Origin of the sequence: Fulvitalea axinellae (genome assembly GCF_036492835.1) — a bacterium.
GTDB lineage: Bacteria > Bacteroidota > Bacteroidia > Cytophagales > Cyclobacteriaceae > Fulvitalea > Fulvitalea axinellae.
In genome coordinates this window covers 112,561-128,750 of the sequence record NZ_AP025317.1, presented here as the reverse complement: position 1 = coordinate 128,750, position 16,190 = coordinate 112,561, and the positions used below count along the sequence as shown (strand labels likewise).

Genomic DNA, 16,190 nt, shown 5'->3' with positions numbered 1-16,190 from the left:
TTTCTAAAACGCTTGCTTGCGGTACTGTTTGTTGGGGGAGATGTGCTGTGTATGAATGTCCGCGGTCTGGCTCGATTTCTAATTTTGAAAAAGAAAAGATGCATATAAAGACATTGAAATCGGTTTTGGTTTGCGTGCTTCTTTTGACCCTCACCATAGGGGTTAATGCGCAGAACGGACCATCGAAGATTTCGTTCAGCTACGAAAAGGTAAAAGGCATTGGCCATGAGGCCGGCTGTTCCCGCCGCGACCCCAGCGATGTGATAAAAGTTGGCGATACATACTACGTTTATTACACCAAAATATACGGCCGCGCTCCCGGATATTGGGGAACGCTGTGGTACGCGACCTCAAACGACGGAGGTCATTCTTGGAAAGAGCGTGGCGAAATTTTAGGCAAAGGAAAGCCCGGAAAGTTTGATTCGCAGGCTACCTTTACGCCGAATATACTTTTGGCGAACGGAAAATACTATCTCTACTATACGGGCGTAAAACCGACTCCGGGAAACAAGGAAGGCGCTTTTGAGAATAATTCCACAACGGATATCACCGCCTTCGGTCTAGCCGTTTCCGATTCACCCGACGGCCCGTTTCAGCGCATAAGCGAAGATCCGGTAATGCGGGTAAGTCCGGAGCCTGAGAAGTTCGACAGTTATAGAATTGATGACGCGTCCTTGCTTTATCGCAACGGAATCTATTGGTTTTATTACAAGGGAAGAAGCAGGGTAGACGGCCGTAACGGTCCGGCTAAAACCAAGATGGGAGTCGCCTTTTCCAAAGATCCCGAAGGGCCGTTTATAAAATTGGACAAGCCGATTTTGAGCAAAAGCCATGAGGTGATGGTCTGGCCGCAAGGAAACGGAGTGGCGGCTCTGGCCTCGATCAGCTCCACAATCGAATACGCTCCGGGCGGTGTTGACTTTCGGAGCCAAGGTCCAGGCGTAAAAGTCACTGACCGTCCCCACGCTCCGGGCGCTTACCGCCCCGACCTTACGAATAACGGTAAAGGAGATGGCTTGGATTGGGGAATATCCATGGTACATAATGGGAATGAGACTTACCTGATTCGCTATAACGTAAAGCGTTAGTGGTAATTGTAAAAGAATAAATTGTTTGATTGAGAGGTGGGCGGATGAGAAAGTCTGGTCTAAAGGATGCGGAACGCTCCGTTTCGTAGCCTTATTATTTTTCGCCGTCCCGATAGATGAAAATTCTTTTAAGATGAAAAAGCAAAGTATTGTGGCGCTGATCTTGGGAATGCTGGTTCCCGTGGTCTCGTATTGCGCCGGAGAAAAAGACAAGGTCAAGTATCTGCAATTTTATAAAGGCAGTTCCCACGACCACGTCGCGATGCCGGTGGGAGGTATCGGTACGGGTACGGTTTCCGTCGATTTCCGCGGCAAACTGGTCGATTGGGAAATCATGAACCAGGGAGCCATCGGCTTTCTCCCGTTTTTCAACGAGCACTACGCGGCCACTCGCGTAGCTCCGTTTTTCGCAATCCGCACAAAGACCGCGGATGGAAAAATCGACGCCCGTATGCTGGAAGGCGCTATCCCGAAAAGCAAGCTCGAAGGCGACTGGGGATGCGATGAGTTGAACAGTACCTTCCCTCGTTTCCACGGTAGCGAAATGCAAACCGCATATCCGATTGCCAAAGTGGACCTGATTGACGAAACTGTTCCTGTAAACGTTTCGATGAAGGCTTTCAACCCGCTTATTCCCGGCAAAACGGACGACAGTAGCTTGCCTGTGGCCATGCTGGAATATACGGTAAGCAATCCGGGGAATTCACCGGTTGAGGTTACCCTCTGCGGAACCGTTCCGAACTATGTGGGTTTTGACGGTTTTAAAAACAAGATCAAGCAGAACTACAACATTTACCGCAACAATGACGGGGTAAAAGGCATCTTTATGTCCACCAATTCGGCCGATACTCTGGATAGCCGTTGGGGTTCTATGGCGTTGACCACTACTTATGACGGACAGGTTAGCTACCGTACAAGTTGGCATCCTGATTTGATCTGGAACGGATCTGTGATCAATTTCTGGGATGATCTTAAGGACGACGGCCTCCTGAAACAGCACAAAGGCAAAAAGGCCAAGGAATACACAGAATACAATATGCTTAACGAATTCCAGGGGGAAGTTAAAGACCGCTCGGTTCCCGCCTCTTTGGCCGTTAAGGTTATTTTGAAACCAGGCGAGACCAAAACCGTTCCGTTTATGCTCTCTTGGCATTTCCCGAAAAGAATCAGCTGGGAAAGCATGCCGGGTTGGGAAAAAGCGGCCTTCGATAACTACTACGCCAGAAACTTCGCCGACGCTTGGGATGTGGCCAAGCAGGTATCTTCTCGTTACGACGACCTGAAGGAAGGAACAGAAAACTTTGTTAATGATTTTGTTAGCCAAGACGTTCCCCAATCGATTAAAGAAGCCGCCATGTCAAACTTGGCGAATATGCGTTGCCAGACGCTCTTCAGAGACGGCGACGGTTACTCGTACGGATGGGAAGGACAAGGCAGCGTGTTGGGTACGGCCCTCAACCCTAAAGGAATCCGCGGCGGATGGGGCCCGGGTACATGTACTCACGTTTGGAACTACGAATCCACAATTCCTTATACTTTCGGCGATGTTGCCATGTCTATGCGCGAAGTGGAATTCGGGTATTGCACCGATCTGAAAACCGGTAAGATGGCCCACCGTGTAAGACTTCCGCTCAAGACTGAGAGACAAACCGTAGGCGCCGCGGCCGACGGACAGTTGGGAACCATTATCCGTATGTATCGCGAATGGCAACTTTCCGGCGATACAGAAAAGCTTAAGGAACTCTACCCTTACGTGAAGCGCTCATTGCAGTACGTTTGGCAGGCCAGTAAATGGGACGCCGACAAGAACGGTGTTATTGAAGGAAAGCACCATAACACTATGGACGTAAGCTACATCGGGCCAAACCCAGAGATGGGAACTTGGTACTTGGGAGCTCTGCGCGCAGGCGAAGAGATGGCCAAAGTGATGAAAGACAAAGCTTTCGCCAAAGAATGCCGTCAGCTTTTCGAAACGGGCAGCGCTTGGATGGACGCCAATATGTTTAATGGCGAATATTATATCCAACTTTTGCCTAAGCCAATGAATTTCCAAGTGGGCGAGGCCGTTTTGGTTCACCAGATGGTAGGCCAGCAAATGGCGCATATGAGCGGACTCGGTTACTTGCTTAAGCCCGAGAACGTGAAGAAGTCGTTGGAGTCGGTGATGAAATATAACTACCGCACCAACTGGGACCAGCACTTGAGTACATTCCGTTCGTACATCACGCGCGACGAGGCCGGTTTGATGAACGCTTACTACCCTGAAGGAAAGCGCGAAGCCCGTCCGTTCCCTTATTTCTCGGAGCCTTGGACTGGTTTGGAATACCATACCGCCGCGGGAATGATCTTCGAAGACATGGAATCAAACGGAGAGAAAGTGGTGGCTTCGGTACGTGACCGTTACAACGGTACAAACCGTAACCCGTTTAACGAAGGCGAATTCGGGCACCGTTACGCCCGCGCGATGTCGTCGTGGAGTCCGCTTATCGCGTTTACCCGTTTCCAATATCAGGGAAATATCAAGCGCATGACTATCCGTGCCGAAGAGGGGACTTATTATTGGTCAAACGGCTACTCGTACGGAACAGTGGACGTGAAGAAAAAAGGCGACAAATTCGGAGCGACTCTTAAAGTGAACGCCGGTAGCTTGCCCCTTAAGACGTTGACGTTTATCGGTACTGATCACAAAGAAATTAATACGGTAAAGGTTCGTGGCAAAAAAGCGATCGCCGAAGGTGAGACAGTAGTATTGAAATAAAGAAAACTGTAGTCCGGGAACTTCCGATTGTATTAGGAGAATCCCATATTTCTATTGAGCGATAAAGCCTTGGCGCAAGCCGGGCGCAGGAAACCCTGGATTACAAAAAAAGAGAGCCACCTGTTTTGGGTGGCTCTCGTTGTATCTGGTAATTCTAAATCCCTAAGGATAAGTAAAAATAATTTCCTTGATAGGCCTTAGGATAAAGTACCTAATACATGATACCAAATACCTAAGACCAATAAGCTTATTGAGTCGAACCGAAACGCTGCTTGGCCTGAGAAGCCTTGAACGGATCAGTGCTTTTGCTCAACGGAACGATTACGTATCCGTAGCTGTAACCTTTGTCAGGGAAAATCTTGTACTGAGCGTGTGGATGCGCGCCCCAGCTGTTGTCGCCGCCTACACCCATCATTTTGTAGTCTACGCATACTTCCACAAGGTTCTTAGGCTTGATGTCAGTATGGTGACGCTGAGCTTTGCTCTGTCCCGGATCGAAATCCTCGATCTCGTTGTGCAAGGTGCTGAAACAAAGCTTGTCCTGAGCGCCGAACAAGAGGCCGTCACCTTGCGCGTCGCGGAGAGCGAACCAACGGGCGTCGGTGTGGTAGCCGTTATCCTGCGGACGGATATAAGGGAAGTACATGTCAGCCACCTTGTTGTCGTAGCGGTCTACGAAAGCGGAAGTGTAGCGGTCAATGTAGTTTTCCCAAGGTCCGCGACCGTAGTAGCTCAGGTTGTCGAAGTTCTTCGGCATCTGCAAACGCATACCTACACGCGGAATTTCAGGAAGCTTCTCGGCTTCCGGCTTGCTGAGGTTATGTTGGGCGCCGATTACGCCGTCGCCGTGTACGGTGTATTCAGAAGTGAAAGTAGCCGAAACGCTAGGCAATTCGTGAACGATAGTCACGCGAACTTTCTCTTTGCCGTCTTTTTTCACAACTACCGATTTCACAGGCTGGTTAGTTCCAGCCTCTTTCCAAACGGCCGTACGCTTAGGCATTTTGTTGCCGAAGTCGTTGTCAATTGGCGCTCTCCAGAAGTTCGGACGAGAACCTTGCTTGATCATTTCCTTGCCGTTCGACTTGTAAGAAACAAGCTGTCCGTTCGACTTGTCGAAAGTTACGCTGAAATTCTCGTTGGCAACTGTTACGATCTCTTTGTCTTGGTCTATCGCCAGTTTGTCGAGAGCTGGGGCTTCGTAAGCCGGCGCTTTGTAAACAGGCAGAGCCATTTGCTCTGAAGCGAGCTCATATCTGGCCGGGATGATTTCGTCGCCGGTCTTGGTGAAGGCGCGGAAAGTCATGAAATACTCCGTTCCAGCCTCTGGCTTAAATCCTTTAAAAGGAACTTTTACATTCTTACGGGCCTGAGCGGCGATACCGTTGATCGGGAAAGATCCTTTCTGGATTGTTTTTCCATTACCTTTCAATTCCCAATTCACCGTGAAGTTGTCAAGGGAAATAAAGTCGTACATGTTGCGTACCTCGATCATGCCTTTGCGCAGATCAACCGGACGGAACTTGATGTATTGGTATACTTTCTTAACCTCGTAAAGAGAAGGGTGGGCCGAACGGTCGGGGTTTACAACACCGTTGAGGCAGAAGTTAACGTCCGAAGGCATATTCTCGCCATAATCGCCACCGTATGCCCAGAATTTCTCGCCCTTGTCGTTTTTAGACTCGATGCCTTGGTCTACCCAGTCCCAGATGAATCCGCCCTGGAGGTTCGGGTAAGCCTCGATAGCGTCCCAGTAATCCTGGAAGTTACCGACCGAGTTGCCCATCGCGTGAGCGTACTCGCACTGGATCAACGGGCGGTCGCTGTACTTTTTGGCATAGTCGACCATGTTCTTGATACCCATGTACATCGGGCAGAAGATGTCCGTGTTGAATTCGGTGCCGGCGCGCTCGTACTGTACCGGAATGTCCGAATTCTGTTTCATCCACAGGTAAGTGTTGTAGAAGTTATATCCATTTCCGGCTTCGTTACCCAACGACCAAGTGACTACGCAAGCGTGGTTCTTGTCACGCTCGAACATATTGATGGTACGGTCCATATGCGCTTCCAGCCAATCCGGGTTGTTGGCCAAAGTACGGCCTTTGGCGCGGTTATAACCCATGCCGTGCGATTCGATATTGGCTTCGTCAACAACGTAGAGGCCGTATTGGTCACAGAGCTCGTACCAACGCGGATCCTGCGGATAGTGGCTTGTACGTACGGCGTTGATGTTGTTGCGCTTCATCGTGATGATGTCGAGAATACGGGTCTCGTCGTCCATCACGTGGCCTTTTTGCGGGTGGTGTTCGTGCAAATCTACACCTTTGATCAGCACGGCTTTGCCGTTGACCAAAAACTGTCCGCCTTTGATTTCGGCAGTACGGAAACCGATTCTTGAAGAAGTGGCCTCGATAACCTGTCCCTTTTTGTTCTTAAGCTTAAGGACAAAGGTGTAAAGGTTAGGAGTTTCGGCCGTCCAATGGCGGGCGTTGTGTACTTTTTTGTTCGAAAAGTTAATCGTCGCTACTCCGCCGGCCTTGGCGGTAATGGAGCGGGTTTCGTTAAGGATAGATTTTCCGTTATCCAAAACGTCATATTCCAAAGTGTATTTTTTGGCGTCTTTCTCTCCGCGGTTGCCGATCATCACTTCCACTGCAAGCATTCCGTGGTTGTAATCCTCGTCAAGGCGGGCTTTGGCCTCAAAGTCCTTAATATAAGTTTTTGGAGTGGCGGTCACGTAAACGTCACGCTCGATACCGCTCACACGCCAGAAGTCCTGCGCCTCAAGGTAGCTGCCGTCTGACCAACGGTAAACCTCAACGGCCACGGTGTTCTTCCCTGTGCGGGCGTACTTCGTAATGTCGAATTCGGCTGGTGTCTTACTGTCTTGGCTATAGCCGACTTTCTTGCCGTTTACCCAAACATAAAACGCCGATTTCACTGCGCCGAAATGCAGGAAAAGCTGGCGTCCGTCCCAGTTTTCCGGAATTTCGAAATCGCGGCGGTAAGATCCTACAGGATTCAGGTCGCCGGGAATAACCGGAGGCTTTGGCGACTCTTTGGCGATTTGCCAAAACGGGTAAGTCGTGTTGACGTAAATGGCCGTTCCGTGTCCTTCAAGTTCCCAGTTGGCCGGTACGGTGATGTCTCCCCAACCGCTTACGTCAAAGTCGGTTTTGAAAAAGTCGGCCGGTCTGTTGTCCGGGTTTTTTACAAAATTGAACTTCCAAGTGCCGTTCAGCGACTTGTAGTAAGGTGAATTCTTGTAATCGTTCTTAATGGCCTCTTCTGCGTTGTCATAAACGTAGAAAGTAGCCCTAGGCTCTTCCTTGTTAACCCTAAATACTTTCGGGTTTTCCCAATCGGGGCGTTCTTGCGCCAAGGCGTTGGCTCCGATTGTCGAAAAGAGGAAGAACAAGGCCAAAAGCCTTTGTCCGTTCAGCGTGAAAGCTTTCATCTGTTCGCGTTTTTATATTAGGTAAAAAATGTCCTGAATTCGTGGTTATAAAATTACGGAAGCCACAACGGAAGCCGACGGGGGTAATTCGTCTCATCGGAGGGTGGGAGTGGTAATACGATGGGGCGGAAAGCTCCGGCTTCGTTACCGGAATAGAAGTTATTTGGATGCGTAACATAAACAAGGCGCTTAATTTTCACAGTATCATAAAACCCCTCTCAAGGTAAATTGGAGGGCAGTTTTGATCCTAAAAGAGTGAGTTGCCTTGAATCTGATATGCGCCCCGACTTAAGTGTCAGCATTAAAAATTGGTAATCCCGAAACCACTGACATTTTGCACTTAGCAAGCTCCGGTCTTCATTTTTACTCACATGCGTTGTTTATTTTCAATGGTGTTCATGAGATCGCTATCGCTCAGTTTAGAGATAAAAAACGAAGCAGAAAATCTCTCAAATACGGCTACAAATTTTTCTTCCATCCAAAAGTATTGCGGTTATGGAAGAAAAATAAAGGACTGAGATTAGTTTTTTGGAATGCATTGGATGCAATATTTTGATCGAAGAAATATGAGGAATAAAATTAGAATAATTTTGTTCAGGTGTATATGCACTCTTTGTTTATTTATAAATTTGATCCAGTTGATGTACTGGTGGAGACATTAATTTGCTCATGTGCCTTATATTGGCTTTTTGAAGAGTTTATGTCCTGAATTTTGATATTTTTAAGGGCCGAAAAGTATCATCAAAGTATCCTTATCTATGGCGTTAAGCATCATGATCCGTGGCTAATCCGTGCTTGGAATATGGATTATCGGCCTTGTAGGGGTAGTAAAGGCCATTTTTTGATGGGAATTGGCTTTTGGAGCGCTTGTTTTCCGTGATGTTGTTTTTTTGGTGAATTGGGATGGTTTTCCTGCTGGTTGAGTGCTTCGTTTTTTCGTTTGACCTTCTTTTCGTCTTGTTAAAGTGATATTCATTCGGTCGTGTACGTTTTCGTATTTCGCCTTTCCCCATGTTTTTTGACTTTGAGCGTAAAACGAAGCCCGATCGATTGGTTTTCAAAGCATCATAAAATCCCTTTCAAGGCAAATCAAAGGACTGCCATGAATGTGTTGTGCGCTCATAAGTAGAAGTTATTTTGATAGTGAGATGTAATAAAACCTCTGAAATAGAGGGGTTTGGTTGTTTGGAATAGTGAAATAGAGTTCTTTAAATGTTTTAAAACGGTTTATAAGAATTGTAAACGGATAATGATGTTGATTTTTTGGGTATAAATACGGGGAAATAGGTGGCAGGAATGAGTTTTATCGTGTTTGATTTGATTAAAATTAGACTTTTTAATTATGTCTCGCAGTGTAATATTGGTCAAATGTCTGAATGTCACAATGATATGAACACTATACCCTTTGTGATCTGTAAGACATAACGGTTTTTTGACAAAGGATTCGATGAGATATGTTCAGATTTTGTAAGGGATAGCGGAGGAACGACATCGTGTCGAGATAAGACGAAAAAATAATTTTGAACCGATGAAGAAAATACTTTTGGCAGTAAGTTTTCTGGCGTTGCTGGCTGGGGACGTGTTTGGGCAAAGGAAAGCGTATTACTTCAGCCAATTCTACCAGAACCCACAGATTCTGAACCCGGCCTTTTCAGGGGTGGACAGTGTCTGGACTGTGGATGTCGGATATCGTAAGACAATAACGGATTTTGACGGCTCTCCGGAAAGCTTCTTTGTGGGCGGAAACGGAACCTTCCCGTTGTCCAGATATAGGGAAGGAATCGGGGAGAACCGCCATGCCCAGTACGAGGCGGAAGAATCGCCACAGTCGAGGCACGGTGTCGGGGCCTTTGTTTACAAAAGGTCTGTCAGCGATTACCGGCATGTGGTGGGCGGAGCTTCGTATTCATACTACGTGCCTCTTGCCCGTTCTTGGACAGTATCTGGCGGAGCCTCGTTTTATATCGATAATTGGAATCTGGACTTGGACAATCTTCGCCCGCGCAGAAGAGATGACCCGACTTATCAGGATTTACTAAATGATGGAGGGGAATCCACAAGCTATGATTTGCAAGTCGGTGTGGCTGTTTTCCGTAAGAATTTCTATTTCGGATACACTTTTAGCCAGCGCTTGGGGAGCCCTACAGTGTCGGATGAGGCGGACGCTTTGGTAGGATATACAGGTCACGGGTTTAACGCCGGATACAGGTGGATTTTCAGTGCGGATTGGTCATTGTTGGGCAGTGCGCACTATAAAATATTAGCGCATTCTAAAAACGCTTATTTACTTGCCGCCAGGGCAGATTATAAAAATGTTTTGGACTTTGGAGTCGCATACAAAGACCGTGATGCCGTAACGGCCCTTTTTGGCCTTACGGTTAGCAAAAAGATCCGCTTCTCGTATTCTTACGACCTCCCGACTCCCGAAATGAGTTCCGACGGAAAAGGCAGTCACGAGGTCGTGATAGGTTATCAGTTTCTGTCAGGAGACAAAGGAAGATATTTCTGGTGATTTGACCGGAGTTCTGTTAATGAATGGGTTTTGTTGATTGTTTGAGACCGGCTTCGGAGTTTTTTCCGGCCGGTTTTTTTTCGATGTTCAGTTTTTCACGAAGGGCTTTGGGAACCTGGCTATGGGCTATTTGCCAAAGCGTATAAGTGGTGAACACGGCACCCGGAACACAATGGGACTTCAGCTCGGGAACTGTGGCGCCGGTAATCCCGTCAACTAATTGTACGGGCTCCATATTTTCAAACGGCGGATTATCCTTTCTTAAAAAAGCGTCAAGAGCTTTATAGTCCGACTCCGAGAACGGGCGGTGGTCTATTTTCGTCAGGCCGTGTTTTTTAGGTGTTTTGAATCCGCAATAGTTACCGTTTTCATCCCAAAATAGCCGGAGTTTGGCCAGTTCACAGATATCCTCCATACAAACGGGAGTCTCCACATCCGAATAGAAAGACCGGATCTTCTTCCTTTTTTTGATTGAAAAAACTTCGATATCAACTTTTCCGCTTACGATAACAAAAGGTTTTTTGGGTTTTACGGGTTTCATCCCCAAAAAGGGAAATAAAAAAACTAGGGCAAAAACGAGATGGAAATGACGGCTCATCGATCGATCCTTTTAAATTCCTCTAATCCAACAGTGGCCAAGCCAAGTCAAAAAATCATGACACCAACCACTATAAATTTACGGCATAACGCAAAGGAATCAAAACGAGCGTGGGAATTTGGTTTTAAGTAGCCGGGATTAACCTGTGGTATTAGGAATTGTACCGATACAATTCCTAATACCACTGACTAAATACTTGATACAAAGGACTAGAAATTAGTCTCCGCATTGATGGTGAACGCATTCATTTCGACACTTATAGTATAATCTTCAGCGTTGTTGACTTTGGCTTGCAGCACGCCGTACCTTCCCGATTTGGTTTTGAAAGCGATGACCGAGTTTGGAGTAGTCGGGAATCCGCTCACGATTGGCAAAAGGAAAGTCGCGGGGAACAAGATGTCTTGGTCCGTGTATTTTTTCTGGCCAGGAAGTTCCGTATTGAATATTTTGTATAGGCCTTCAGCTGTCGATCCGTCCTCAAGGCTCCAGTTGCTTCCGTTAATCGGGTATACTATATAGAAGTCAATGTTTGAGATGGCGTTGGTAAGATAGGTGCCGTAAAGCGTTTCCCTTTTCTTGATAATATCCGTGTTGGCGGTAGATGCGTTCGCATTGAGGGAATTGTGCGAGATCTGATAATTCACGTTGTTTCCCTGAAGCGTGGCTTGTCCCTTAAACATTTGGTTCGCTGTCGGGAATTTCGAGAATGTCACCTGAAACTCCTTCTCGGCCTGTACATTATTGTCCAGGCTGGCGGAGACTTTAAACTTCACCGTTTTGCCGGCGTCCGCGGCGACGGGGGTGTAGGTGAAAGAAAACATCCCTTCGGTAAGGTTTGTGACCAGATGGCTGTCGGTCACTTTGTCTTCGCGGACCAGCGAAACCGTGCTGAGTCTATCGGCGTTGGCGAAGGTCATATCTACATGCAGCGGTTGCCAAACACTGTGATTTCCCTCAGAGGAAGTCACGATCATTTGTAGCTCGTCATTGAGTTTGTTTTGGGCTTCGTCGCTACCGCAGGCGCCAAATACCCCTGCCAATAGTATCAAAATCGAAAATCTGCTTAGCGCTTTCATCTTTAGAGTTTTGATTTGCAATATCCCTATAACATGAATTCGGCTTGCAGGTTTGGGAATAGAAGTCGGTATTTGGCTTTAGGTATGAGGCATCAGGTATTTGGTCTTAGGTATCTGCAACGCTGAAGTACCCAGTAGTCAATACCTAATACCTCAGACCAAATACCCAAAAGCTAAAACAATGGAGCGAATAGGCGAGCGACGGATTCGGCGGCTTTTTTCAGTTTTCCCCGCTGTTTCCATTCTTGGGCTACTACGAGATCAGAATCCTGAATATCCTGGCCGAATTGGGCTTCAAGCTTTCCGTAGACTTCCCTGTCATAGACAATGGCGTTGACTTCCATATTCTCCGAAAAACTTCGGTAGTCCATATTGGCTGTACCGACAGAAGAAATCAGGCCGTCGATCAGGATCACTTTACAGTGTATAAACCCCGGACGATAGAGGTATACTTGGATTCCGTGGTCGAGAAGTTCGCGGATATAGGAGCGGGTACAAGCGCCGACTAGTTTTGCGTCCGAACGTTTGGGCAGAATCACCTTGACCTCGACACCGCTAAGTGAGGCGATTTTTAAAGCCGTAAGAATGCTGTCGTCCGGCATAAAGTACGGGGTGCAGATATGGATATTTTTTTTCGCCCGGGCGAAGGCCGCGAAGAAAACGTCTTTGAGCGTGTGGAAATACGTGTCCGGCCCACTGGAGATAATCTGCGTAAAACATTCGCTTTCCACTTGGTTTGGAGGAAAAAGGCTACTGATATTCGGGACGAAATCTTTTTTGAGGAAAGTCCAGTCACCTACAAATACGTTTTGGAGGCCGTGTACCGCGGCGCCTTCTATTTTTAGGTGAGTGTCGCGCCAAAAACCCAGTTTATCGTCGGGCAACAGGTATTTGTCCGAAATATTGATTCCGCCGATAAACCCGATATTCCCGTCGATAACCACGATTTTCCGGTGATTCCTGTAATTGATATCACGCAATGGTTTCGGAAACCTAACGGGCTGAAAAGGTAAGGCCTCGACCCCCGATTCCCGCAGGGAGTTGACAAAAGCGGAACTCAGCCAAAAACTTCCCACACCGTCGTAGATAAAGCGGACTTTTACGCCCGATTCGGCTTTCTGGCACAAGATCTTTCTTATCTCATTAGCCACGTCGCCTTCTTCGAAAATATAATATTCGAAATGGATATGATTCTGGGCTTTCTTCAGGGCGTTAATCAGCTCCACATAAGTCTCGTGTCCGTTATAAAGGACATTGATTTTATTCTTCTGGAATAATAAGGAGTTCTCTAGGTTCAGCGAAAGTTCGATTAGGTCGGCCTTGGTCTTTATGGCTTTGATATCCTTTTTCGGATTGCCGGCCATCATTTCCATCTGTTGCCGGCGGTACTCCCGGAGGCGTTCGGCGTCATTTCGCTTTTTCTTTCTGAATTTGATGTGTTTGTGAATACCCTCGCCCAGTATAAAATAAAAAAACAAACCCGCTACAGGGACAAAAACGAGCACCACAATCCAGCTGATAGTCTTAAGTGGCGGACGGTTTTCCAGAAGAACGGAAATGACCGTAATCAGCACCAAAAGGTTGTAAGCCAAGATCAGGGCCTTGAAAATCCAGTTTACAGATTCGGCGGGGATAAAGTCGAACAGCATAGCCCGTCATTTTAGTGATGACTCAATAAAGCCGAAGACTTCGGCCCAGTATCGTTCGCCACCTGTCTGCCAAACGTTCACATGATTAGCGCCTTCCACCTCAACGAATCTCTTTTTCTTACTTTTCAGATTTTGAAAATTCTTCCTGCCGTATTTTATGTCAATGCGCCCGTCGGCAGTGCCATGCGATATCAGGACTGGCTGGCTTACGCTTCGGGCCGCTAGGTGCGGATGGACGTTTTGGGTGTCAAATTCTCCTATATCACCGGCCCGTTTTATTAAGAAATCGGCGAAGAACGGAACATTAACGCCCGAAAATCTTTTGAAATAATCATGAACGGTTTTGTCAAAGTCAGAAAACGAGCTTTCGATTATGCCGAACCGCAGGCGGGAATCGTGCGCCAAGCTATGCATCGCCACCGCTCCGCCAAGTGACTGTCCCCAAATTCCGAGGTTGTCGGCGTGGCCGTTGGCTTCCAGATAGTCGATTACCCTGCTGATGTCCTTTTTCTCATGAAAGCCGAATGTGCAATACCTTCCTTGGCTCTCGCCGTGTGCCCTTAGGTCGATCAAGATAGCGTCAAATCCCTTATCGTTCGCTCTGCGGGCTAGGGGAGCGAAGTGTTCCTTGTAGGCCCTGATACCGTGTGCCAATATAATGGCTCCTTTTCTGCTTACGGGATCAGCCTTGCTAATCAGTCCTTTTATCTCAAAACTATCGTGACTGGTTACGGAAAATCTTGTGGGTACATTTTTCAAACTGGCCAATAACGCGGTTTTCCTGGATTGTGGAACTTCTGTTTTTGGAATAAACCCATGGTCAATCTCAATGATCATTTTGGGCAAAACGAAATGGCAACAGGCGAAACCTGAAGCGATGATTCCCGCAATAATAAAAAGTAAGTTCCTGGACAGTTTTAGCTTCATAAGCTTTCGGTTGGGATATAGGATAATAAAAGGGTGCTCTATTTTGCGTTTTTCCGAAAAGTTCTCCCGGGTCTTTTAACGTTTTATTCTCATGTGGGTTGTCTTTAGTTGGTCTTCTAGGCTAAAGGATAAAAATGTGTTTTAGTTTGAAATATGCTTTTTTTGCGATGAAATATTTCTAATATAATTTAATTAAAAATTTAAACCTCAAAATTTGTGCGGAAGAAAATTAAAGTGAGTTTGATGTGAGTTTTTTGACGCTTTTTTGTAAATTATAAACGCTAAACACTCACAGAGTTAAGTTGCTTTGTGCTTTTAGCGAGGTAAATGAATGTTGGAAGGTCTATCAGGAGATTTTTTTAACACATGAAAGTATTATTACAAATTGTATTCCTGCTTATACTGTTTGCAATTCCCATATTAATGAGAGTTTGAACGGAATGGGTGTATGTTTTTCTTTTGAATAAGAGAAAAACACCGAGTTGCCAAAGTACGTTTTACTGGATGAATGATTCGCCATCGATAAGGTGATAATCAATCCAGACAAAATGAAAAGTCCGCTTTTCCCAGTGAGGAAGAGCGGACTTTTTTGATTGAACTGAGAAGTTGAGATTACTGTGCCTTGAAAAAAACGGCTAACCAAACAGCTCGTGGCTTCGTGCTTGTGTAGCTGACCTTGTGTTTGCGGTGGGCCGGTATCAGCACATGGTCGCCTTTGTGTAGTTGGGTTGTTTTGCCCTTTTCAAAATCTATCCGGGCTTCGCCTTCCAGAAGGATTACCCATTCGTGTTCCTCTTGGTCATACCAAAACCCGTCGGGAGAAACGTGGCCTTCCGATACGATTCTCTCCACCCTCACCGATTTTCCTTCGGCGAGGGTTTCGAAAAATTCCTCTTTGAGCGTGTCCGGTATATTCTCAAAAATATTGGGCATAGTTGTTATTAAGCTTTGCCCACTTTACTCTTTGTCGACTCCCGCTGGATAAGCCTAGTAGTCATTACGTAATCTGAAGAGTCGTGGCTTTCCTTGTCCTCGATACTTTCAAGCAACAGCTCGGCGGCCTTTCTTCCCATTTCCTGTGCGGGTTGCTGTATGGTTGTAAGTGACGGTGTCAGCAGTTTGGCCATCGGCAAGTCGGTGAAGCCTACCAAAGCCACGTCGTCGGGAATGTATAGCCCGGCCTCTTTGATGGCCATCATGGCGCCCACGGCTATTTTGTCGCTGGCTGCGAATACGGCGTCGAATTTCACGCCGTCTTTCAAGAGTTCAAGCGTGAGTTCTCGGGCCTTTTCCTCGCGGAACGGACAACGGAATATTTTCGAATCGATATCGGTGCTTCCGGCTTCTTCCATTGCGTCGGAGAAGCCCTGTGCCCTTAGGTTGGCTATTTCAAGGCTTTCGGGGCCGGCCAAATGTATAATATTACGGTAACCGTTTTCTATTAAGTGTTTGGTCGCGTTGTAGGCGCCGTCCCTGTCGTTTACCAATATTCTCGGCGCTTCGATCTTGTGCGTGGTCCGGTCGGCCATCACAAACGCGATATCCTTGTCGATCACGCTTTGCAGGTGGTCAAAGCTTTTGGTTTCAGACGAAAGGGAAAGTATGATGCCGTCCACTTGATGGCGACACAGGGTTCTGATATCACTGACTTCGCGGTCGAAAGAATCGTTGGTTTGGCAGATCATAACATTATAGCCTTTTGAGTGGGCCACATGCTGCACGCCGCTGATCAGGTTTGCGAAGAAACTGTTTTCGATGGCTGGAATTACGACACCGATAGTGTTAGATCGGTGTTTGAGCAGGCTTCTGGCAAAGGCGTTGGGCTGGTAGTCCAGTTCCTCTACCAAATCCATGATTCTCTTTTTTGTCTCCGGATTGATTTCCTCACTGCCTCTGATGGCCCGTGAAACCGTAGACTTGGAAATGCCGAGCATCTTGGCGATGTCCTTTATGGTAACAGGTCTTTTCATTGGGCTAATCGTGTTTTGTCGTCCGCTTGGGCGGAGTTGTTTTGCAAACGGTGGGGTCCGGCGTGCCCTGTTCGGTAAGCGACTTCCGATTGGCTAAAAGGGGCGCCTGACGTGTAGGGATAAATATAGTCAAAAAACGCGAGAACGCCCCTCTA

Annotated in this window: 10 protein-coding genes; 3 read left to right on the top strand and 7 right to left on the bottom strand. The window is 47.1% G+C overall.

Annotated elements, in window-relative coordinates; translation table 11 throughout:
* Nucleotides 1-98: 98 nt before the first annotated feature.
* Both AABK39_RS22720 and AABK39_RS22715 read left to right on the top strand, forming a co-directional pair.
* Nucleotides 99-1,088 (top strand): family 43 glycosylhydrolase, encoded by a 990-nt coding sequence (locus AABK39_RS22720; RefSeq protein ID WP_338395509.1) that lies wholly within the window; start codon nt 99-101, stop codon nt 1,086-1,088.
* 133 nt (nt 1,089-1,221) lie between these two features.
* Complete coding sequence (locus tag AABK39_RS22715) at nt 1,222-3,846, top strand: GH116 family glycosyl-hydrolase (RefSeq protein WP_338395508.1); 2,625 nt, start codon at nt 1,222-1,224, stop codon at nt 3,844-3,846.
* A gap of 247 nt (nt 3,847-4,093) precedes the next feature.
* Here AABK39_RS22715 and lacZ read toward each other — a convergent pair whose 3' ends face one another.
* Entirely contained in the window at nt 4,094-7,303 is a 3,210-nt protein-coding gene (lacZ, locus tag AABK39_RS22710; RefSeq protein ID WP_338395507.1) for a beta-galactosidase, LacZ type, read from the bottom strand.
* Nucleotides 7,304-8,831: 1,528 nt separating this feature from the next.
* Here lacZ and AABK39_RS22705 point away from each other — a divergent pair.
* Entirely contained in the window at nt 8,832-9,815 is a 984-nt protein-coding gene (locus AABK39_RS22705) for a PorP/SprF family type IX secretion system membrane protein (protein WP_338395506.1), read from the top strand.
* 16 nt (nt 9,816-9,831) lie between these two features.
* Here AABK39_RS22705 and AABK39_RS22700 read toward each other — a convergent pair whose 3' ends face one another.
* The 6 genes from AABK39_RS22700 to AABK39_RS22675 form a co-directional block, all read right to left on the bottom strand.
* Nucleotides 9,832-10,356: a hypothetical protein gene (locus AABK39_RS22700; RefSeq protein WP_338395505.1), complete on the bottom strand. Its 525-nt coding sequence runs from the start codon at nt 10,354-10,356 to the stop codon at nt 9,832-9,834.
* A 266-nt stretch (nt 10,357-10,622) separates the two neighbouring features.
* Nucleotides 10,623-11,489 carry a hypothetical protein gene (locus AABK39_RS22695; protein ID WP_338395504.1) on the bottom strand — a complete coding sequence of 289 codons (867 nt, stop codon included), beginning with the start codon at nt 11,487-11,489 and terminating at the stop codon, nt 10,623-10,625.
* Between the two features lie 173 nt (nt 11,490-11,662).
* Nucleotides 11,663-13,138, bottom strand: coding sequence for a cardiolipin synthase (gene cls / locus AABK39_RS22690; RefSeq protein ID WP_338395503.1), 1,476 nt, complete (start codon nt 13,136-13,138; stop codon nt 11,663-11,665).
* Nucleotides 13,139-13,144: 6 nt separating this feature from the next.
* Nucleotides 13,145-14,065, bottom strand: a complete 921-nt coding sequence (locus AABK39_RS22685) for an alpha/beta hydrolase (RefSeq protein ID WP_338395502.1) — start codon at nt 14,063-14,065, stop codon at nt 13,145-13,147.
* A gap of 612 nt (nt 14,066-14,677) precedes the next feature.
* Nucleotides 14,678-14,998, bottom strand: coding sequence for a cupin domain-containing protein (locus AABK39_RS22680; protein ID WP_338395501.1), 321 nt, complete (start codon nt 14,996-14,998; stop codon nt 14,678-14,680).
* Nucleotides 14,999-15,006: 8 nt separating this feature from the next.
* Complete coding sequence (locus tag AABK39_RS22675; protein WP_338395500.1) at nt 15,007-16,035, bottom strand: LacI family DNA-binding transcriptional regulator; 1,029 nt, start codon at nt 16,033-16,035, stop codon at nt 15,007-15,009.
* Between the last annotated feature and the right edge of the window lie 155 nt (nt 16,036-16,190).